At 45.5% G+C, this 21,727-nt stretch carries 14 protein-coding genes; 8 read left to right on the top strand and 6 right to left on the bottom strand.

What is annotated here, in order from left to right:
• From QUA77_RS06900 to QUA77_RS06865, 8 genes are all read left to right on the top strand, one after another.
• Nucleotides 1–1,184, top strand: a 1,184-nt coding sequence (locus QUA77_RS06900; RefSeq protein ID WP_333449663.1) for a calcium-binding protein, incomplete at its 5' end; no start/stop codon positions are given.
• Nucleotides 1,185–1,532: 348 nt separating this feature from the next.
• Nucleotides 1,533–2,267, top strand: coding sequence for a calcium-binding protein (locus QUA77_RS06895; protein ID WP_333449662.1), 735 nt, complete (start codon nucleotides 1,533–1,535; stop codon nucleotides 2,265–2,267).
• 71 nt (nucleotides 2,268–2,338) lie between these two features.
• Nucleotides 2,339–4,141, top strand: a complete 1,803-nt coding sequence (locus QUA77_RS06890) for a serine hydrolase (protein WP_333449661.1) — start codon at nucleotides 2,339–2,341, stop codon at nucleotides 4,139–4,141.
• Between the two features lie 524 nt (nucleotides 4,142–4,665).
• On the top strand, nucleotides 4,666–5,940 hold the full coding sequence (locus QUA77_RS06885; protein WP_333449660.1) for an alpha/beta hydrolase: 1,275 nt from the start codon (nucleotides 4,666–4,668) through the stop codon (nucleotides 5,938–5,940).
• Nucleotides 5,941–6,762: 822 nt separating this feature from the next.
• Nucleotides 6,763–8,937 (top strand): glutamine synthetase III, encoded by a 2,175-nt coding sequence (locus QUA77_RS06880; protein ID WP_333138518.1) that lies wholly within the window; start codon nucleotides 6,763–6,765, stop codon nucleotides 8,935–8,937.
• 298 nt (nucleotides 8,938–9,235) lie between these two features.
• Complete coding sequence (locus QUA77_RS06875) at nucleotides 9,236–10,240, top strand: BMP family protein (protein ID WP_333449659.1); 1,005 nt, start codon at nucleotides 9,236–9,238, stop codon at nucleotides 10,238–10,240.
• Between the two features lie 41 nt (nucleotides 10,241–10,281).
• Nucleotides 10,282–13,113 (top strand): PAS domain S-box protein, encoded by a 2,832-nt coding sequence (locus QUA77_RS06870; protein WP_333449658.1) that lies wholly within the window; start codon nucleotides 10,282–10,284, stop codon nucleotides 13,111–13,113.
• A gap of 226 nt (nucleotides 13,114–13,339) precedes the next feature.
• The gene (locus QUA77_RS06865; RefSeq protein WP_333449657.1) at nucleotides 13,340–14,347 is read left to right on the top strand and encodes an ADP-ribosylglycohydrolase family protein; all 1,008 of its coding nucleotides are present in this window, start codon (nucleotides 13,340–13,342) and stop codon (nucleotides 14,345–14,347) included.
• Between the two features lie 207 nt (nucleotides 14,348–14,554).
• Here the strand turns inward: QUA77_RS06865 and QUA77_RS06860 are convergent, their stop codons facing one another.
• The 6 genes from QUA77_RS06860 to QUA77_RS06835 form a co-directional block, all read right to left on the bottom strand.
• Entirely contained in the window at nucleotides 14,555–15,964 is a 1,410-nt protein-coding gene (locus QUA77_RS06860; protein WP_333449656.1) for a cation:proton antiporter, read from the bottom strand.
• A 119-nt stretch (nucleotides 15,965–16,083) separates the two neighbouring features.
• Entirely contained in the window at nucleotides 16,084–16,857 is a 774-nt protein-coding gene (gene hisA, locus QUA77_RS06855; protein ID WP_333449655.1) for a 1-(5-phosphoribosyl)-5-[(5-phosphoribosylamino)methylideneamino]imidazole-4-carboxamide isomerase, read from the bottom strand.
• Between the two features lie 132 nt (nucleotides 16,858–16,989).
• Entirely contained in the window at nucleotides 16,990–17,667 is a 678-nt protein-coding gene (locus tag QUA77_RS06850; protein ID WP_333449654.1) for a TIGR02117 family protein, read from the bottom strand.
• A gap of 14 nt (nucleotides 17,668–17,681) precedes the next feature.
• Nucleotides 17,682–18,884, bottom strand: a complete 1,203-nt coding sequence (locus tag QUA77_RS06845) for a glycoside hydrolase family 10 protein (protein WP_333449653.1) — start codon at nucleotides 18,882–18,884, stop codon at nucleotides 17,682–17,684.
• A 131-nt stretch (nucleotides 18,885–19,015) separates the two neighbouring features.
• Nucleotides 19,016–20,149 (bottom strand): serpin family protein, encoded by a 1,134-nt coding sequence (locus QUA77_RS06840; protein ID WP_333449652.1) that lies wholly within the window; start codon nucleotides 20,147–20,149, stop codon nucleotides 19,016–19,018.
• Between the two features lie 110 nt (nucleotides 20,150–20,259).
• The gene (locus QUA77_RS06835; protein ID WP_333449651.1) at nucleotides 20,260–21,705 is read right to left on the bottom strand and encodes an amidohydrolase; all 1,446 of its coding nucleotides are present in this window, start codon (nucleotides 21,703–21,705) and stop codon (nucleotides 20,260–20,262) included.
• Nucleotides 21,706–21,727: the final 22 nt, after the last annotated feature.

Raw genomic sequence — 21,727 nt, 5'->3', positions numbered from 1 at the left:
CGACAGAAACTCCGACACCAACGCCAACTCCGACAGAAACTCCGACACCAACGCCAACTCCGACAGAAACTCCGACAGAAATTCCCCCAAAAATTCCGACACCGACAGAAATTCCGGCAGAAACGCCAACACCGACTCCGACACCGACAGAAATTCCGACAGAAACGCCAACACCAATTCCGACACCAATTCCGACAGAAACGCCAACACCAACGGCAATTCCCACAGAAGTTTCCACCGCAATTCCTGCTAATATTCCCACAGCAACTCCGACACCGACAGAAATTCCGACAGAAGATTGCCCTTGTAACTCTCTATCCCTCCCAAATCTCAACCAACCCAATCCTGTAGAAAAGGTAGTTGTGAATAGTACGATCGATCTACCCCTCACAGGTACTGCTAGCAATGAGACATTCGACGGCAGCAGCAGCGAGGATTATTTCCAGGCAAAAGAAGGTAACGATAACCTGTTTGGCGGCGAAGGAAATGACTTCTTAAACGGAAACGAAGGCAACGACTTTATCTCTGGTGGAACGGAAGATGACTTGCTTTTTGGTGGCAAGAATCAAGACATTATTCTTGGTAATGAAGGAAGAGATACATTATGTGGGAATCGAGGAGAAGATTCGCTCAATGGCGGAGAAGATAGCGACTTCATTCACGGCAACGAAGACTCGGATTTTTTAGATGGGGGCAAAGGAAACGATTTCTTATTGGGAGGTAAGGATAGAGATTTAATTTTAGGCAGTGAAGGCAACGATACTCTGTTGGGAAATTTAGGTGACGATACTGCCTGTGGTGGCGGTGGCAACGATTACTTGCTGGGTGATGAAAATAACGACCTACTTGATGGCTGTGAAGGAAATGATACGATTTGGGGAGGAAAAGACGATGATACCATCTTTGGGGGAGCGGGAGACGACTTTTTAAGCGGCGATTTGGGAGATGATTATTTAATAGGAGGAAGTGGGAACGATCGTTTTCTGCTTTGGGCCGATTCAGGGATGGATATCATTCGAGATTTTGAACCCGGAAAAGATGCGATCGCCCTTACTAGAGGTTTGACTGCCTCTCAACTGTCAATTACTCAAGCCAACAGCGACACCTTAATCCGCTTGGCAGCAACCGGTCAAATTTTAGCTACTCTCAATAACGTATCAGGACTGACACAACTAGGATATTAAAATTGGTTTGTAGTTGCGCTTGGCGGTTGAGAAACCGGGTTTTTTTACGAAAATACGCAGGTTGTGACCCGCAGATTCGGTAAAAAACCCGGTTTCTTTGGTGAGAGTGCGTCCAGGACTGACCTAAAAAGTACGATCGCCCACCTGACTTTTTCCAACTTTAATATTTTTAGTACCTGATTTTTTCGGATATATCATTGCCAAACACCATTTTTTAGGCTTTTAAATTACCTGATTTTATTCCCATTGCCGCTCATTCGATTTGAGAACAAACTGGTTTACATAGAACAAATTGCTTGAGTCGCAATTCCTATTGCACCAAGTCCACAACAACAAGGAGCAACAAAAATGTCATCAGTTATCAACGGTACTCAATTCGACGACAACAACACTGTCAACGGCAACGGTCAATTCCACAAATCCTTAGTTGGAGACGATTGGACGATAGACGGTCAAGGTCAAATTCAGATTGCAAATGATACAATCTACGGCTATCAAGGCAACGATAAATTGTTCGGTCGCGCCGGAGATGACATCCTCTACGGCGGCTTCGGCAGCGACAATTTAAATGGCGACGCCGGCAACGATAAATTATACGGCGAAGCTGGCGAAGATTTCCTATACGGAGGCAGCGGTAAAGATACCCTATCGGGAGGGTTGCACAACGATTATCTATTCGGAGGAAGCGGCAAAGATTATCTCATCGGCGGCGACGGCAGCGATTACCTTGACGGTGCTAATTTTTCTGGGGCTGGTAACGGTATCGGCGCAGGTAGCGAATCCGATTCTCTCGCCGGCGGTGCGGGAACAGACACCTTTGTACTTGGCAACGTTAATAACGTTTACTACCTGGGAACTGGCCATGCTACAATTACGGATTTTACATTAGGTCAAGATAAAATCCAAATTAAAGGTAATTTAGCGGACGGCTATTCCCTTAAAATCGGCGATTGGAACGGCAACAATGTTCAAGATACTGGTATCTTCTACCAGGATAATTTGATTGGCGTTGTACAAAGCACAAACTTAACTAATGTCAACCCAAATCAAGTATTCTTATCGGCGCCTCCTATCCCTCAATAGCCTTAATTATCAATGTCAAAGGGCGGGTAGCATAGCACCGCCCTACTTTTTTAAATCTGGAGTTCTTTATCATGAGAATTGCGAATTGTCGCCCAACAATTAACCGGCTTTTCTACACAAGTTTGACTTTGATTTCAGCTATCCTATTAGGAGGGTTGGGAAAGCTTTCCGAGTCCAACAACAACACAGCTTTAGCGCAAGAAAACATCCCCATTAGCGGTAGCGGTGACGCGCAACTCCAGCCGATTTTGCAATCGTTGACAGAATTCATGCGCCACCGCTGCGTCGGTGCGGCCGTACTCGGTGTTTCTGTTAAAGGTAAACCCGTCGGTGTCTGGGGTTTAGGCCGCATGAAAGGCAGACCTACTAATAACTGGAATCCGGCTTGTGGCGACGATATGCAGGCTCCTCTGGCTCCCCCAGTCGCGGCAGATACCCCCATGCGTATGGGCAGTATCAGCAAGCCTGTTACCTTTGCAATGGTGCGCTGGGTGCTTAAACAGACGGCGCGCGATCGGGCCGGGTTAGAACTGACTGACGACCAAATTGAAGGGATGAAATTGTTCGATCCAGAGCATTATCCGCCGCTAATTCCTGGTTTGAACAAGCAATATCCAGTAGCGATTATCCCTGAAAAGTTGCACGCCGTATTTTCGGGTAAAGTCAAATTTCCCGTTCCCGTGAAAGACAGCAAGTGTGCCAATCTCAACTCAGGATTTGCAGACAAACAGTGGCAAAACGTCACCCTCGGACATTTTTTGTCGCACAGATCGGGACTTCAGCGCAGCGCGCCCAGATATGGTGAAGATGTCACCGCAAATTTGCCTGTCCTTCGCAATCTAAAAACCCCAGCGAATTTTCAAGCACAAGAACAGTTACTTGTCAATGAGTGGGGCTACAAATCTATCACTTCAGCTAAAAATCAACTCGGCATTTCTCCTAGCGTCGGCTATTTTTTGCCAAGTCCTACTTTAACAGAAACTATGCAGATTTTGGCTGGGCGATGCCTTCAGTATCCTCTCGGTCAATATCACTATTCCAATACCAGTCCCGCATTTCCTACGATTATTTTGCAGCAGCTTATAGCTTCCGGCAGCTATGCTGCTAAAATGGGTAAACCAGCAACTCATCAAGGTTCCGCTTTAGAGGTTTTCTTCAAAACCGAGTTAGGAATTTCTACTGCGGCTGACCGGGGAATTTTCATGAGCCAAGAAGTAGAAAATATTGGCGATCGCGAGCCAGTAAAACGGCATTGGAACGGAAAAACCTACTATTGGAAGGGATGGGATTTGAAGCGTCCGCACTGCATCTGGAAGGGTAGCTTCTGCGATTTTGCTACTTGGCTAAATCCGAAGCCGGGGAGAATAAATTGGTCTTGGAATTTAAGCCAAGTTCCGTTTAGCAGCAGAAACACTGATTTGAGTCCTGGCACGGGTTCGCTAGCTGCAGAAGCTGAAGTTTCCCTCAAATTTATGTCACAATATTGGGTGGGCGGTTATGAAAATAACCCCCGCATCGGAGAAAAGCGAAATAATGTTTGGAATCGATATACGGCCCACAACGGAGCGCTTGACGGTACTCATGCTTGGGCAATCCAGTTAGGGGGAAATACCAATCCGAAAGAGTGGAAATTGCCCCCGGTGGATGATAACGGTCGCATCCTTGATGATTTTGCTAATTTAAAGATGTATGCGGGTGTGTTGCCGGAGGGAGTCGATGTTTTTGTGGCTGTGAATCAAAGGGCGGACAAGAAATGTGTTGAGGCTAAAGGCTACAATTGTGGGGATGCTTACGGAATGTTGAATAATTTTATTTTGTACGGTGTTTCTCAGGTGAATTGGAATCTAGTTGCACCTCGTGCAGTTGAAAAATAAAATTTATAGCACTGTCGTCACGGCAGTTTATCCTATTCATTTTAACCGCTAAAAAAGCTTTTGATGCAGAGTATAATTTGCTCCACATAATTCAACAGAATTAGCGCTGCTGATAAGCTGTAGGTATCTAAATTGTATTTTTTTGGCGGGCGGCAGACACCACAAGAATTTCGTCAAAGTTGACTATCAACTTTAGATGCGTGTTAGCTTACCAGTAAAAAAAATGCAATTTTATAAAAAACTCTAACCCGGCGAGTCACAAGTCACTCCTAATGCTTGAATCTAAAACTTATTTCCAATTATCAAAATTTATGCAAGAGTGATGTAAGAAATCGTTTGCCAAATATTTATCCTGTTTGGGGTGCAAGGCTATTAGATTATTTTTAACTACTTAGGTGTTAAATCAATGCTTTTTTGGTAATCTACTTTTAGGCAATATTTGTTAAAGTCTCAGTGTCATTGTAGCCTATGTTAGGGCGATGGTATTAGTTTAAACTGATTAAAAATTAGGCTGCGAAAATCCGATGATCCACAAGAAGAACCGCAAAAAGTTACCCTTATTGGCAGGATTCTTAGTCTTGCCATTTATTTCTTGGTTCCTGAGTACGATCGCACTATTTCTCAGTCTCTGGGTCATCGTACCAGCACCCACGATGTTCCTGTACCCTTTGGCGGTGGGAGCACCAGAAATCAGTCCTTGGTTGGTCGGTATCAATACGATCGCCCTTGTCCTGAACCTGCTCAGACGGCATCAAGGCAAAGTCTACATTATTTTACTGATTTGTAACCTGTTCGCCCTCATCCTGGGCCTGCTTCCCCTGATTCAATTCCCAGCAGCCAATGCAGCCATAGCTACCCAAATGCAAGCTGTTCTAGGGGAAAACTATTTAGCAGCCGTTCCTCAAGCCGATCGCGCGCAGCTACGCCCTCAACCGTTTATCCTCGCAGATGCGTTCCGAGGAATTCCCATCAGAGACGTTAGGATCGATCGGGCTATTGTATTTGCCAACCCTGACGGAGTTTCACTGCAACTAAACCTTTATCGGCCGATGCAAATTGGCAAATATCCGGCTATTATCACGCTCTACGGGGGAGCTTGGCAAAGAGGCAATGCCGATTCCAATGAGGAATTCAGCCGCTACATGGCCGCCCAAGGCTATTGTGTGGTTGCAATTGCTTACCGCCACGCTCCCAAGTATCGATTTCCTGCTCAGCTTGAGGACGTACAAGCCGCTATTTCCTATATCAAAACTCACGCTGCTGATTGGGAAATCGATCTCGATCGAATTGCTCTCATGGGAAGGTCTGCAGGTGCCCATTTAGCAATGCTAACTGCTTATAATTCTAGTGTACTTCCAGTTCGAGCAGTGGTGAACTATTACGGGCCAAATGACCTGCTTCGGGGATACAATGACCCACCTTTTCCTGATGCTATAAATGTTCGAGCCGTCTTACGTGCCTTTTTGGGAGGAACGCCAGACGAACTCAACGAGCTTTACCGTCGGGCTTCTCCCATAAATTATATTAAACCCAATCTTCCCCCTTCTCTACTGGTTTATGCAGGTCGCGACCATATCGTTCAGCCCAAGTTTGGTCGATCGCTCTACGAACGATTGCGCGCCACGGGCGATTCCCTACGGGATAGCTTCGCTTCACGGGCTATTTTGCTCGAAATTCCGTGGGCTGAACACGCCTTTGATGCAGTTTTTAATGGCCCGAGCAATCAATTAGCTTTGTACTACACAGAACGCTTTTTGGCTCATGCTCTGAAGTCTTCGGATTACCAACGAGTTAACTAAAAATTATCAACTTACTCATTTATGCTCAATAAACTGCGGCTATAACAGTTTAATAAGTTCCCAAATCTCCTAAAGATTTCTACGGCAAATTGTCGCACCAAATTTTAGAATAGTTGCCAGACTTTATTTATCATATAGCGGTTCGATCGCGTGGTGAGGTATGCCCTATGCCCCATGCCCCATGCCCCATGCCCCATGCCCCATGCCCCATGCCCCATGCCCCATGCCCTGTTACACTGAAATCCTGCGGTTGTGTGCGCTTTGTGCGATCGACCTTTCTGAAAAAAACATAAAGTTCTGTAGCTTAGGATACATTTATTTGGTTAATGATTGTTTAAACTCTCCAAGTGTAGATTGTGTACTCTCCATAATTCTCCAAAACCCCTAAACGAGTGCGTTGTTTGCTGGACTGCGATTTATCGATCGTCGAACCGTTAAAAACCATAAGTAGTTTTGACCTGAATTCATCGGAATTGATTCGCACAAAATTTTTGAGCTGACCAGGGTGAAGATTAGTTACTAAATTTGTGCAGTGCAGACATCTATAATGTTGACTCAAGTTTGTACAGGCTCTTGCCATCTATCTTCTTGCTAATAACCGCAATCCAACCGCATCTCACACTGGATTGTCACACCCGATGGACGGCGAAGTCATTGCGCCTCCCTCCTCCAATCTTTTAGAGTCTGCCAAAAAGGCATTCTCCCAAAAGTTAGCTTTGACTAAAAACGTTGGGTAAATCCAACATATTCGTCAATCGTTAGACTTTTGCTAACATCTATTTTTTCTCAACTACTTGTCCTGCAATCCCAATAAAAATAACCATGAGTGGAAACCAATCGCGCGTTCAAGCAATTTCTCAAATCGTCAACCGTAAACAGATGCCTGCCCGGCCTCCCAAGCGGTTAGAAGATATGTGGGCAACAGACGTTTTTAGTCTGAGCAAGATGCAAGAAAGTCTGCCCAAAAGCATTTTCAAATCCGTAAAAAACACCATTCAAACCGGCCAAAAACTAGATGATTCCGTAGCTGATGTAGTTGCAGCAGCAATGAAAGATTGGGCTCTTTCCAAAGGAGCCCTGTATTACGCCCACGTATTTTACCCGCTAACCAACAGCACCGCCGAAAAGCACGATGCTTTCATCTCAGTCCAAGGCGATGGCTCCGTCATCTCAGAATTTGCAGGAAAAGTTCTAGTACAAGGCGAACCCGATGGCTCCTCATTCCCCAACGGCGGCATTCGTTCCACCGCCGCCGCTCGCGGATATACAGCCTGGGATGTCACCAGCCCTGCTTATGTCATGGAAACAGATAACGGCATGACATTGTGCATTCCCACTGTTTTCATCTCTTGGACAGGGGAAGCCTTAGACAAGAAAACGCCGCTTTTGCGTTCCATTGCCGCCATGAACAAAGCAGCAACCCGAGTGTTAAAGCTATTAGGAAATACCGAAGTTGCTCCGGTCAATTCCAGTTGCGGTTCCGAACAAGAATACTTCCTGGTAGATGCCAATTTCACCAACAGCCGCCCGGATTTACTGCTAGCAGGTCGCACTCTTTTTGGCAAACCTCCTGCGAAAGGTCAGCAATTTGACGACCACTATTTTGGAGCGATTCCAGAGCGCGTTCAAGTCTTCATGCAGGAAGTAGAAGAAAAAATGTATCGGCTGGGAATTCCTGCCAAAACCCGCCACAACGAAGTAGCTCCCGGTCAGTTTGAAATTGCACCAGTTTTTGAAGCTGCAAACGTCGCCAGCGACCACCAACAATTAACCATGACAATTCTCCGCAACACTGCGAAGAAACACGGTTTTATGTGTTTGCTGCATGAGAAGCCTTTCGCCGGCATTAACGGTTCCGGCAAACACGTCAACTGGTCGGTCGGCAATGCCACCCAAGGAAACTTATTAGACCCAGGCGATACACCGCACTCGAACATACAATTTCTAGTTTTCTGCGGCGCTGTGATTCGCGGAGTTCACAAATACGGCCCGCTATTGCGCGCGGTAGTTGCTACTGCCAGCAACGACCACCGATTGGGTGCAAATGAGGCTCCACCAGCAATTATCTCTGTCTATTTGGGTTCGCAATTAGAAGATATCTTCGGGCAAATTAGCCGGGGAGAAGTTAAGGACTCTAAAGGTCGGGGAATTATGAACTTAGGTGTAGAAACACTGCCTACTTTCATGAAGGATGCTGGAGACAGAAACCGGACTTCGCCCTTTGCCTTTACTGGAAACCGATTTGAATTCCGTGCAGTAGGTTCCGGTCAGTCTGTTTCCGGGCCGCTGGTGGCGATGAATACAATTCTTGCAGATTCTTTGGACTGGATTGCTAACAAATTAGAAAGCGATTTGGCTAACGGAACTGAACTGAATGCTGCCATCCAAACACTTCTCAAAGAAGTGATGGACGAACACGGTGCGGTTGTATTTGGCGGCAACGGCTATTCCGAAGAATGGCACAAAATGGCTGTTGAGGAACGGGGTTTAGCTAACTTGCGGACTACTGCCGATGCTTTGCCCGTGTTGAAGGAAGGATACATTGAAGACTTGTTTGAAAAGACAGGTGTTCTGACTCCAGTTGAATTGGAAAGCCGTTACGATGTTTATGCTGAGCAGTATTTACTGGCAATTGAAGTCGAAGCAAAACTGGTAATAAGCATGGCAAAAACCATTATTTACCCCGCAGCTTTGAGGTATTTAGCTGAAGTTTCTGGCACGATTTCTAAATTGAAAGAGATTGGAATTGAACTGGAAAAGGAAAGTGCCGAAAAAGTAGCAGTGCTAGTTAAGTCCATGATGGATACTGCGAGCAAATTGAGTGCTGCTTTGAGCAAGCACGATTTTGCTTCGACAGAAGACCATATGCAGTATGCTTCGCAAACAATTCGTCCTTTGATGGATGAGGTTCGCAAGTATGCGGATGCTCTGGAAGGTGAAGTGGCTGATGATTTGTGGCCTCTGCCTACTTATCAAGAAATGCTGTTTGTTAAGTAATAAGTAGGTGTGCAGAATTAATTACACAATATTTATACTGAAACCCTTGCCTAGCAAGGAGTCTTTATGTAATTAATTTTGTGTGGTTACTTAGCAAACAAATTCGGTTAATTGCAGGTTAGAGTAGTAAGGACACGGCAGTGCCGTGTCCTTACTTGTTGTTGAGCTTAAATGAGTGTTACGCTGAATCTGTCAGAGTCATTAAATGCGAGCGAGAGTAAGAGTTCTGAAGATTGTTGAGATACCCTTAAAATAATTTTTAGGGGTGAAAAAATTAACCTGGCTCCGAAAAGCTCTTATGCGAATTCAATCTTTCTTTAAACAAATGACTCTGGCGGCTCTAGCTCTATTTTTTGCTATCAGTTGCAGTCGATCGACTCCGAACGTAGACTCTTCCCCGGAAGCAAGCACCTCTAGCAGTTTTAGAGTGGCAATGCTCACCACAGGCGCCAAAGACAACCAAAGTTGGGATCAAGCTTGCTTTGAAGGATTGAATCTCATCAAAAATAAATTTAATGCTGAGGTAGACATTACTGACAGTATGGACGGTGAAAATAGTGAACCTACCATACGCAAATATGCCCAGTCAGGCTATGACCTGGTAATTGCAGCCAGTGGTGCCTATTCCAAAGCTGCCGAAAAGGTCGCTAAAGAATTTCCGCGAACGAAATTTGCCCTGATTACAACGCATCCAGGGAATAACAGAAATTTGGGGGCTGTTGCCTTTCGATCGGGTGAGGTGGGCTACCTCGCAGGCGCTTTGGCTGCCATGAAGACCAAAAGCAATAAAGTTGGCTATATTGTGGGTGAACCTTATCCGGTTTACAAAGAAGAAGAAGCCTTGTTTAGGCGGGGAGTGAAGGCAACGAATCCCTCTGTTCAAGCCTCGACGGCTTTTCTCAACTCTTGGGTTGATACGGAAAAATCCACCAAAGTGGCAACGGATATGGTTGCTTCTGGAGTAGATGTTTTGGCATTCAACGCGGGTGAGGCAGGGTTAGCCGCGCTAAAAGCCGTTTCGCAAAAGCCAGGAGTCTTGGTAATTGGTAGGACAAAGGATCAGTACGAAGTGGCTCCCGGCAAAGTCCTAACTAGCGTTCTACAGGACATCCCCAATCTGGTGCTAAATGTGGCAGTGTTAACCCAGCAAGGTCGCTGGGAAGGAAAACTTTACAAGTTTGGGCTCAAGGAAAAAATCTACGACTTTGCCCCTTTCCGTGGTAGTCTCACGTCTCAGGAAGAGGACACTTTCAAGATGATCCGAGAAGCTGTGACGACTGGCAAAATCGATGTTTCTCCTTAGTCCACCGATTAATTGATTTACCAATATTGATCCTAAGTCCGATGCAAAATCAACGCAACGAGCGCGTTCTGCCGATCGCCAGAAGCTCTCGTTCTCATCCCTGGCAACGCTTCTTTTCTATTGCAAATCAGCTCCGATATGGTTTGATATTTTTGGTTCTTCTGAGCTTACTGCCCACAGGTGGCTTGCTGATCTACCTCAGCTTTCAGGCGCAGATCCAGCAATCGCGATCGCTCCAAGAAGAGCGCAGCCAGACAGCAGGAGGGCAGATTGATAATTATTTAGATGACTTGAAACGAAAACTGAGCTATTTAGCTAGGGTCAAAGGACTCACAAAATTTCAACCTCAAGCGCAGCAGAGCCTGTTGGAAGGGATGATTCGTCATAATGATGCTTATGAAGCCGTTGCCATTTTGAACCGGAAGGGACAAGTTGTCGCGTCAGTTGCACCCTACGAACCGCTTAAGTTAGAAAATCCAGCCACTTCGCCACTGTTTATTCGTGCCTTCAAACAACAGGAAGATTATGTGAGTCCTGTAGAAATTAATCCTCAAACTCACCAACCAACCACCATTCTGGCGGTTCCGATTCGGAATGAGCGAGATGAGGTGGATGGGGTGCTATTAGCGCAGGTAAATCTCAACTTTCTCTGGTTTATTGTTTCCCAAACGGAGGTGGGCAAGACGGGTTATGTCTATGTAGTTGATGAGCGTAATTTTCTCATTGCTCAAAAGGGTAGTAAGCCAGAAACGTTTCAACTTCAAGATATTTCTAAGCGCCCCTTTTTTCAATTCTTGAAAGGCTCCGAAGATACTAAGCACCTTAACGTTTATCAGGGTCTAAACCAGGTAGAAGTATTGGGAGCCAGTGCCTTAGTTCGGAGCGTGAATTGGAATGTGGTTGTAGAACTGCCAACGGCTGAGGCTTATGCTCCCGTTTACCAAATGCTCTCAATTATGGGAGGCTCATTGATGGTGGTGACGATCGTCGCTGTTGGCATTGGGTATCTATTTATTCGGCAAATTGTGGTGCCACTTCAGCGCTTAACCGCGGCAGCTACTGAACTCAGTGCGGGGCAATTAGAGACGCGGGTCAACATCGACAGCCAAAACGAGTTGGGGACATTGGCGATCGCATTTAACAATATGGCAACCCAGTTAGAGGAACTGATTACAGCAGTTGAAGTGGAACGCAATTTCGTTTCAGCCATTCTTGAAATTGCAGGTGCGCTGGTAGTTGTGCTCGACCCGCAGGGACAAATCGTTCGCTTTAACCGGGCTTGCGAACAAACGACTCATTACTCGTTTAGTGAAGTGAAAGGGCGCTACATTTGGGAATTGTTCCCGAACTCAGACTTAGCAGGACTTGCCAAAACTGCTTTTGAGTCTTTACAAGTTGGTAATTTTCCCCAGCAGTATGAAGGCAGTTGGGTGAGCAAAAATCAACAACTCAGACGGATTGCCTGGTCAGATACTGCTTTAGTCGATAATCAAGGTGAAATTGAGTACATCATCAAAACAGGGATTGACATTACTAAACGGAAACAGGTAGAAGAAGAACTCAAAGCGTCGGAACAGCGGCTATCTTTTCTATTCCGCCAAAGTGCACTGGCAGTTGTGGAATGGGATTTAAACTTTAAAGTCACTGCTTGGAATCCAGCGGCAGAGCAGATTTTTGGTTACACGCCTACAGAGGCGATCGGACACCATGCCGCAGAATTAATTGTGCCTGCGTCTGCCAGAGAGGTAGTCGATCGAGTTATGAACGAGTTGTTGAGTCAGGTTGGAGGAATCTACAGCGTCAACGAAAATATTACCAAAGACGGCAAAACCATTATTTGCGAATGGTTCAATACGCCTTTAGTAGGGGATGCTGGAAAGATTGTTGGGGTTGCATCCTTGGCACTGGATATTACTGAGCGCAAGCAAGCCGAAGCTGCTTTAAGGCAAGCAAAAGATGAAGCTGAGGTTGCACTCAAAACCTTACAGCAAACTCAGGCACAGCTTATTCAGGCAGAGAAAATGTCAGGTTTGGGGCAACTGGTTGCTGGTGTTGCTCACGAAATTAATAATCCAGTCAACTTTATCTATGGCAACCTGAGCCATACTGCCGACTACACGCAAAATTTACTAAAATTGATTGAGCTTTATCAGCAAACCTATCCAACTAATACCCAAATTCAGGAAAAAATTGAAGAGTTCGATCTGGACTACATTAGTGAAGATTTGCCCAAAATGCTGACTTCAATGAAGGTAGGAGCCGATCGCATTCGTCAAATTGTCCTGTCGCTAAGAAACTTCTCGCGGCTCGATGAGGCAGAAAAGAAGCCAGTTGATATCCACGAGGGAATTGACAGCACATTGATGATTTTGCAAAACCGACTGAAGGCAAAACCGGATCATCCTGCTATTGAAATTGTTAAAGAGTACGGCGACTTACCGCGAGTAGAGTGCTATGCCGGACAGTTGAACCAAGTCTTTATGAATATTCTGACAAATGCCATTGATGCTTTAGAAAACAACGACAATCAGCGTTATACAAAAGACATCCAAAACAATCCCAGTCGCATCACTATTCGGACTAAGCTAGTCACAAACGAAACTCATTCTGGTTCTTCAAAAAATGTAGTAATTCAAGTTCAAGACAATGGGTCTGGGATGACGGAAACTGTTAGACAACAGGCGTTCAATCCCTTCTTCACTACAAAACCCACTGGTAAAGGAACTGGATTAGGGCTATCCATCAGCTATCAAATTGTAGTTGATAAGCACGGTGGCTCCATCGAGTGCTTCTCTCAACCCCACCAAGGAACAGAGTTCCGCATTGAAATTCCTGTTTTGCAAAGCGGTGCTGTAGCACTCGTGGGTAAATAACTGCGATCGCATTCCTCTATATAGCGTTTATTAAGTAGGTTGGAAACTGTTATATCGCTTCTGAAGGATTTGTGTAAATAAAAGAAAAGTGGTCAGCTCAAATTCAAAAAAAGAAGGGGCAGACAAGTAGTTAGTCCCTGCAGCGGGCGCTCTGACTCTCGACAGCAGGCTTTAAGAAGTCGGGGATTTAACATAAGATTAGATAGACCTACTTAAAGCTAGATAAATGACAGTACCGCGTCTGGAACAATTTAGAGGTTGTCTGATCGGTCAATGTCTCGGCGACGCTATAGGCTGTAGAGTAGAAGGCTATCCTCCGGAAGTTTGCCAAAACTTTGTCAACTACGAAGTTAGACTCAAAAAAATCAAAGATCGCGATCGTTTCGGCTTTCCTTTTGGTCAATACACCGACGACTCTCAACTCGCCCGCGAACTCCTCCAAAGCTACCTCGCTTGTGGCGAATTCGACCCCAGCGACTACGCCACCCGTATTGCTGACCTTTTTGCTCAAGAGCGCATTGTCGGGCGGGGTCGATCGACCGAAGAAGCTGCAAACCGCCTGATACGGGGCGTTGCTTGGCAAGAAGCTGGTACTCCTGCTCCCAATGCTGGTAATGGCAGTGCTATGAGGGCTGCACCGATCGGCTTAATATTCTACGATCGCCCGTCCCAGCTTGTACAAGCTGCTTGCGATCAAGGGAGCATCACCCATCAAGATTCGCGGTGTTCGGCCGGGGCTGTGGCGATCGCCGGGGCTGTGGCGATCGCCCTTCAATCTGACATGATGATTGAAACTGAGCCATTTCTCGGTCAACTGAGCGAATGGGTAGGAGAAGTTGATTCTTCCTTTGCCGCTTTGCTCAAAGATTTGATTGATTGGGTCAAATTGCCCCCAGAGTCAGCCGTAGAGTTGATTTCTAGAGCTGGACTCCCGTTAAACTACGATCGCTCTTGGCAAGGAATTTCCCCTTTTGTAGTCGGTAGTGTCTTGTGGAGTTTATATGCGTTTTTGAGAACACCTCAAGATTACTGGGAAACTCTCTGCACTAGCATCGCCGTCGGCGGCGATGTGGATACCACCGCAGCAATGGCTTGTGCCATCAGCGGGGCATTTCTGGGCCGAGAAGCCATCCCGAATCAACTAGCGGAACTTTTGAACGATCGAGGTACTTGGGGCCTGGGCGAACTGATTAAACTCGCTGACAATTGTTATCAGTTGAAAGTCAAGCTGTAGCCGCTTCTAAAAACTTAGGACTTATTATTAGGGCTAGATAAATTTGGACGATCGACATTTGTTTCTAAATCAGTCGATCGTCCCGACTCAAATTCCCTCAATCATATCAATTCCGGTTGCATTGGAATGATTAAACCGCAGAGTACGCAGAGAACGCAGAGGAAGAGAACAGAGAGATGAATAATTCCGATGCTAACGGATTTGATATCAAACGATTTTCTCGCTAGAAAGTTCCCCAGTAGCAGGAGGCTCTACCGTATCGCCAAAGACAATCCGCAGAAAAGGCGGAGCCAAAAAAGTCGTCAGAATCACCATGATAATAATCGAGACTTCTAATGGTTTATCCAAAACCCCACTCGCGGAACCGATGGCGGCAAACACTAAGCCGACTTCGCCCCGAGGAATCATCCCCACTCCGATCGCCAATCGATTGATTCCCGGCTGACCAAACACCACCCAGCCTGTTACGATCTTGCCAAAAATAGCAACGACAATCAAGAAAGTGGCAATCAAAAGTCCCGCCCGATTATCCGGCACTGTTGGGTTCAAAACTCCCAAATCGGCCCGTGCTCCCACCGTTACAAAGAAGATGGGCACAAATAAATCGGCGATGGGTTTCACCAGTTCATCCAACTCCTGGCGGGCCTCGCTTTCATCCAACACCAAACCAGCCGCAAACGCACCCAAAATCGCTTCGAGATGAATTGCGTTGCCCAGAAAAGCCATGAAGTAGGCAAAAATAAAAGCCGGGATGATAATATTTCCGCGAGTTTTGAGTTGACCCACCACCGCCGAAAAGGTTTTGTTGAAGACACCGCCCAGCAGAATCGAACCTAGCAGAAAAACAGTGGCGCTGACAATCAAATAGATGACATTAACAACATCAATCTCCCCGGTTTTGGCTAAACTGGCGACAACAGCCAGGACAATAATTCCTAGCACATCATCAATCACCGCCGCACCGACAATAATTTGACCTTCTTTAGAGTTCAGTTGTCCTAATTCAGACAAAACTTTCGACGTAATTCCGATGCTGGTTGCCGTCAAAGCGGCCCCCGCAAAAATTGCTGGAATTGCGGGAGTGTGGAAAATTATCATCAAGCCCGCAGTACCAGCGGCAAAGGGAACTGCCACACCTACGCAGGCGACAACAGTCGCTTGAATTCCCACTGCTTTCAGTTGTTTGAGATCCGACTCTAAGCCAATTTCAAACAGCAGAATAATCACGCCTAATTCAGCTAGCACTGACATGACTTCACTCTGCGATTCAAAGACACTGGTGAGGGCGGCAGGGGATAGATGATTAATCGATTGCAGAACTGTCATAATCCCGGAGTCTGATGCTGACAGCCCACCTTCGGGAAAAACGATTAGGTGTAAAGCAGATACGCCAACAATTACCCCTGCTACAAGTTCACCCAAAACCGGGGGAAAATCGAACTTTCCAGCCACTTCTGCGCCGATTTTACTGGCGATATAAATCACGACCAAACTTAGCAAAACTCCGCTCATAACGATCGGCGAATTTTCTGCTGCGACTGTTGCTAACAAAGGTATGGGAGCAACTAGGGATGCCATCCCAGAACTTAAAGCTGTAGTTGTATGGTTCAAAAACATGGGTACGATGATGGTAAGAAAGACAATTCTAGGCTGACTGTTGACTGTTGACTGTTGACTGTGAGCCGGAAAATTGATAAGTGTTACATATTGGGTAGGCAGTTAACTCGACATGACTATCAAGCAAAACTCGAAGAACCCAAATCTGGCGGTACATCCTGCCACCGCCCTTGTCCGACTGCTTGAATTGCTTCTTTTAGCAAGATATCGCCAGTATAAATTGCCCTACCGACGATCGCACTTTTGACACCAATTGGTTCCAAAGCCAGCAAACTCAACAAATCTGCGATCGAACTAACGCCACCAGAAGCAATCACGGGAATCGAAATAGCGTTAGCAATTTCGCGCAAAGATTCCAAATTCGGCCCTTCCATAGTACCGTCGCGGTGAATGTCGGTGTAAATAATTTCAGCAGCGCCTAATTCGGCCATTTTTTGCGCCAATTCGGCCGCTAAAACTTCCGAAGTTTCTAGCCAGCCTCTAGTCGCAACTTTACCATTTCTGGCATCTATTCCCACCAGAATTCGATCGGGAAATTCGGCGCACAATTCGCCGACTAATTGCGGTTGTTCGACGGCGACAGTGCCGAGAATGACGCGCCGGACGCCTAAATTGAGGATAGCAGCAACAGAAGCGCGATCGCGCATTCCCCCACCTACTTGACAGGGAACGTCTACGGATCGGACGATCGCTTCAATGGCTGCTTGGTTGACTGGATGACCTGCTTTAGCGCCGTCGAGGTCTACTAAATGCAGCATGGTTGCGCCTTCATTTACCCACTGTCTGGCGACTGCGACGGGGTTGTCGTTAAAAGTCTGAGACTTCGCGTAGTCTCCCTGATACAATCTGACGCATTTTCCATCCAATAAGTCGATCGCTGGAATTACATTCATGATTTTTCCTCAAATTGGTAATTATACCAGCTAAAAAAAAGAATGCAACTTTACGCAATATCCCAACCCATACATAATCCTTCATTCCGAATTATAAAATCTAAAATCTAAAATCGTATTACCCATTACAATTTATTTTTGACCTTCGCAACCGCTATTTAAATGGAACATAATCGCCGAAGAAAGCGTTGACCATAAAGGAGTATTGACATCGGCTTTTTGCAAAGCTTCGGCCGTCCAGTCGTTGCAAGTTCTCAAAATAGAGTAACTGCCTTTAGCTTCATAAAAACTGTCGCTGTTACCGTAGCCGTAGCTAATTTTTATTTTCCTAATTGCTGGGTCTAATTGGAATGTAGTTTTAATAAAATTTACCATCTTCAGATAATTCGCTCCACTAATTTTAACACATTTGGTTTCTTGATTTTGGGGCAAAACCCGATAACCTTGAACGTGTAGGGTAGACGGAGTAAGGAGAAATAGCGCCTTAAAAGCTGTAACTGGGTTGATACTTCCTGATGTGGGAGTTTCCAGCATAAAATCTCTATCTCCCCAGCCAAAAGATAGATATTTATAATCAGAAGTGGCATCCCGCCCTATTTCTGTTAGCGGTAAAAATTGATTCCAGTCAAAATATTCATTTTTAACTGGAACAATGATTTCGGTGTGGATGCCTTGGTTGGAAATGTATAGAGAGATTGTGCAATCTGCTGGCGAGTAATTTCCCCACTTTCTGGGAGTTAGATAGCCAATTGTTAGGAAAGCGGTCAAAGATAAGATGACAATTCCTAAGCGCTGTATGCTTTTTCTCATTTTAACCGTGGGTTTCAATTTCGGCCTTCGGATGGCGGGCGCTGCATTTTTGTGGGAAAGAATTCTTGCAAAGCAGAATTGCGCTGTTCGGGGGTTTCGTTAGCCCAATTCGACAAACTTTCGTAGAAAAAGAAGGACACGCCAGCGAAATTTCTTTTTCGCACTTCTTGCACTTGTTCTTGAATTTGCTTGAGGGGAACAGAATTATTTTTAAGACCTGTTAAAATGCCGATCGCAGTTGGAATGTTAAGTTTAGCCAGCTTAACTTCTTCCCGTTCCAGTTCGGCACTAAAACGCTTGATATCGCTGCGATAAACCTGCAACACAATTTCTTGGATGTAGCCGCGTCTTTCCCAGGTAAACCAGTCCTGCAAGTGGGCGGGTAAAGAAAAGTGAAAAGGGTTGGGAGATAAGCTGACAATACATTTTTCTTTGCGGGATTTGATGGTGCGGGAAACTCTGCCCACGAAGTCGTTGATTTTGTCAGCGCGCCAGCGCACCCAGAATGTTTCGCGGGCGTCGTCGGAGGGAGGGCTTTTGATTTGTTCTTGATACATTAACACTGTTAACGGCTCGTAGCCAAATTCTACTGGCAAGCCGAAATGGTCGTCAAATTGAATGCCATCTATATCATAATTATCGACAATTTCTATGATTAAATCTAAGATAAATTGCTGAACTTCGGGATGAAAGGGATTCAGCCACACTCGCTCGTGTTTGCCTTCTTTCCAAATAGTTGAACCGTCGCGCCGCTGTGCCAGCCATTCTGGGTGAAGTGTGGCTAATTCCGATTCTGCAGGAGCCATGAAACCAAACTCAAACCAGGGGATTACTGCTATACCTTTTTGATGGGATTGTGCTATAATTTCTTTGAGGATGTCTCGGTCTTTCAATCCGGGCGATGGGTCGATCGGCTGTCCGAATACTCGCTGGGCTGCAGCGCTCGGATAAAGCGTATAGCCTCCTTGCCAAACCGTGGGATAGATGGTATTAAAATTGAGTTTGTCCAGTCGATTTACAGCGTCAATGATGTTGTTGCGGGAGAAAATAACGTCGCTGTCAATGTTAGTCAGCCAGACGCCGCGCAATTCGGTTGTTGGGGTTTTGGGCGGGGTTTGAGCCAAGAGACGGGGGGATAATATGGCAGAGGAGGTAAGGGCGATCGCAAAAACAAGTATTAAAGCCAGTATCCGCTGCCATTTGTGCAGTTTAATCATTAATTTTTCGCAAATATGATTATTTTTAGACTGATATTTTACCGTATAATTAGCTTGGTAGGGTGCGCCAGCTAGGGTTATTTTATTAAAAGTCGATCGAACATTTCCTGACGCACCTACTATTTTTGATCTTATTGGGGGTCAACGATGATACCCATAAATAATATTGTTCCTGTAGTATCGTCTTGAATGGCACAAAAGAATGGACGGTTTACATTCATTAGAAAAGGCAAACTTCTGAATAACTCGATGGAAGCCACTCCGGCTGCTTCTGTACCTTCTTCGTTCACTTCGACAAATGTTTTGTGTTTTACTGAAGCTACTGCTACGTTGTCATCAGTCATCGGAGAAAAGTCGGCTTTTGAGATTTCAAAAATTCCTGCCATTCCCAAAGCTATGAGTGTGCTTTTGAGTTCAACTTTATACTCCATTGTGAAGCGGGGTATTTCAATTATACAATTTATTTCTCTAAATTCTTGCATCCATTTATTCCAGTTTTCGGGTCTTAATTGCTGCAAAAAAGTTTCCAAGTTGCTATTGAGCTTGGGCAAAAAAATATACATACTCAGAGAACCTTCTTTGCCGTAAGGTAAACTAACTGCTTCAAATTTGTCTGTTTCGTAGTACCCATAAATGGCTGTCTGAGACATCATCGGATGCTGTTTGGAACTGCCGTCGCTTAAAGAGAAAGTTTTGTTCGCAGTTTGAGATTTATCAAAGGGGGTTTTCCAGTTGCCTTTGAAATAGATAGCGTTAATCAAAAACAAGACTTCACCGGGGCTAATTTTATCGACAATTCTCTCTATTTTTCCTTGAGTTTTTTGGCTCACCCAGTTGTTAATGATGCTAATAGCTTGCGGATTCATAAATTCGAGTTCGCTCAGATTAGCCTTGTAGTAGTGTTGATTTGTTTGCAGAAATTCTGGTTTTAAGGAGAAGCCTTGTTGCGCCCAAAGCGAGTTGGCAATTAATACTTGGACATTGGGGTCAAGTGTCTGCCAACTATTTTGCAAACCTTGATTGGCTGCGTTGATTTCTTGCAGAGTCATTCCCGTTAATTCGAGAACTTTTGTCATTTCTTGTTTAGTTTCTCCGCTGACTCCGTTGTATGTCATTGACAGTGCGAGGGCGACAGAAGTAGGGGAAATAAAGATATTTTTATTCGGCTGTTGTTTGCTGAGGGTGTTGAACAAGTTAAAACCAAATTTGGTATTAGCTGCAACAAGTCTGGCGTCTACATTTATCTGGTTGTTAGGGGGTGTCATGGCTAGAGCTTCTGAGTGAGGATTTGCGAGGTTGATTGCGTTAATTTTTAGTGGCGGCGCTAATTATGTGATTCAACCGGACTGGATATCATATTCTATTGGTTAATTTTTTAAGAATAACCTTGCAGGTTCATGACTTTTCGATAGTGGGCTTCTATTTCACTCACCGTTTGCGATTGACGCTTCCCCGTCCACTCGCTGCGATCGAATAATTCCCGCCTCAAAGCATCAACATCGATCGTTTTCACCTTACCTTCGGCGACAATTTGCTTGCCGTTTACCCAAACGGTGTCTACCGCATTAGTCGGGCGTCCCAATATTAGTAACCCAATCGGATCGGTGCGCGGCAGCAATGATAAACTGGTTAAATCATACAGCACAAAATCTGCTTTTTTACCGACTGTGAGCGAACCCATTTCATCGGCGAGATTCAAGCCTTTTGCTCCTCCCAGGGATGCCATTTCTACAGACTGGCGCGGTGTAATCCATTGGCGGTAATCCAAATCCGTAATATTGTGCAAAATCGAACCAATTTTAATCGCTTCCAGCAAATCTTGAGAGTCATTGCTAGCAGCGCCGTCGCAGCCAAAAGATACGTTGACTCCCGCTTGACGGTATTTCAAAATTGGTGCAATCCCGCTTCCCAAGCGCAAGTTGCTGAGGGGATTGTGTACGACTGTCGCTCCAGTTTCTGCCATAATCGCAATGTCGGAATCGTCCAGCCAAACGCAGTGCGCTAAAGAAGTTCGCGGACTCAAATAACCAATTTTTTGCAGGTGTGCGACAGCGCTACAGCCGTATTTTTCGTGAGCTAGTTGTTTTTGAGCGGGCGTTTCCAAGAGGTGGGCGTGACGGCAAAGGTTGTAGCGATCGCTCAATTGGATGCAGCCTTCAAACAAAGCATCGGAACACAGTTGAATTCCCGTTGGCGCCAACAACATATTAACACCTTTTTCGGGATTGTGAAACTGTTTTATGGCTGTTTCCATTAATTCCAAAGTTGCCTTAGTCGATCGAATGTAAGCCGCGTGTTCGATGCCATTATCGCCAGAAGGCATTCCCGCCGTCAGGGATTGATCTTGAATTAACGGCCCGATAAAAGCGCGGATGCCGATTTCTTGATAAGCGCGAACTGCGGCGGCGATTGTCTCTAATTCTTGCCCCGGAATCAACACTAAATGATCGACTACGCTTGTACCGCCGGACAGCAATGTTTCTACCGCAGTTCCCAAGGCGCTCAAGTAAACTTGTTCGGGTTCTAGAGGTGTAAAATCGTATAATTCGGCAATCCACAACTCCAGCGGCAAAGGGGGAATTATGCCCCGTTGCCACATTTCTGAAGAGTGAGTGTGCGCGTTGACAAAACCGGGAAGCAGCAGCTTATTTTTGCCGTTAATAACTGTTTGACCCCCCCTATCCCCCCCTTGGTAAGCGGGGGAATGAGAGGGGAGGTTATTGGGCGCGATCGCACTTATGCAATTATCCACCACTTGCACATCTGCGGTTTCATAACCGCTATCCACCGTAATTAAAGCATTTTGAATTATAAAGCTCATAGATTTACCCTTTCTGTAAATT

The organism is Microcoleus sp. K5-D4 (genome assembly GCF_036704575.1).
Lineage (GTDB): Bacteria > Cyanobacteriota > Cyanobacteriia > Cyanobacteriales > Microcoleaceae > Microcoleus.
This window is presented reverse-complemented; position numbering and strand designations above follow the sequence as displayed.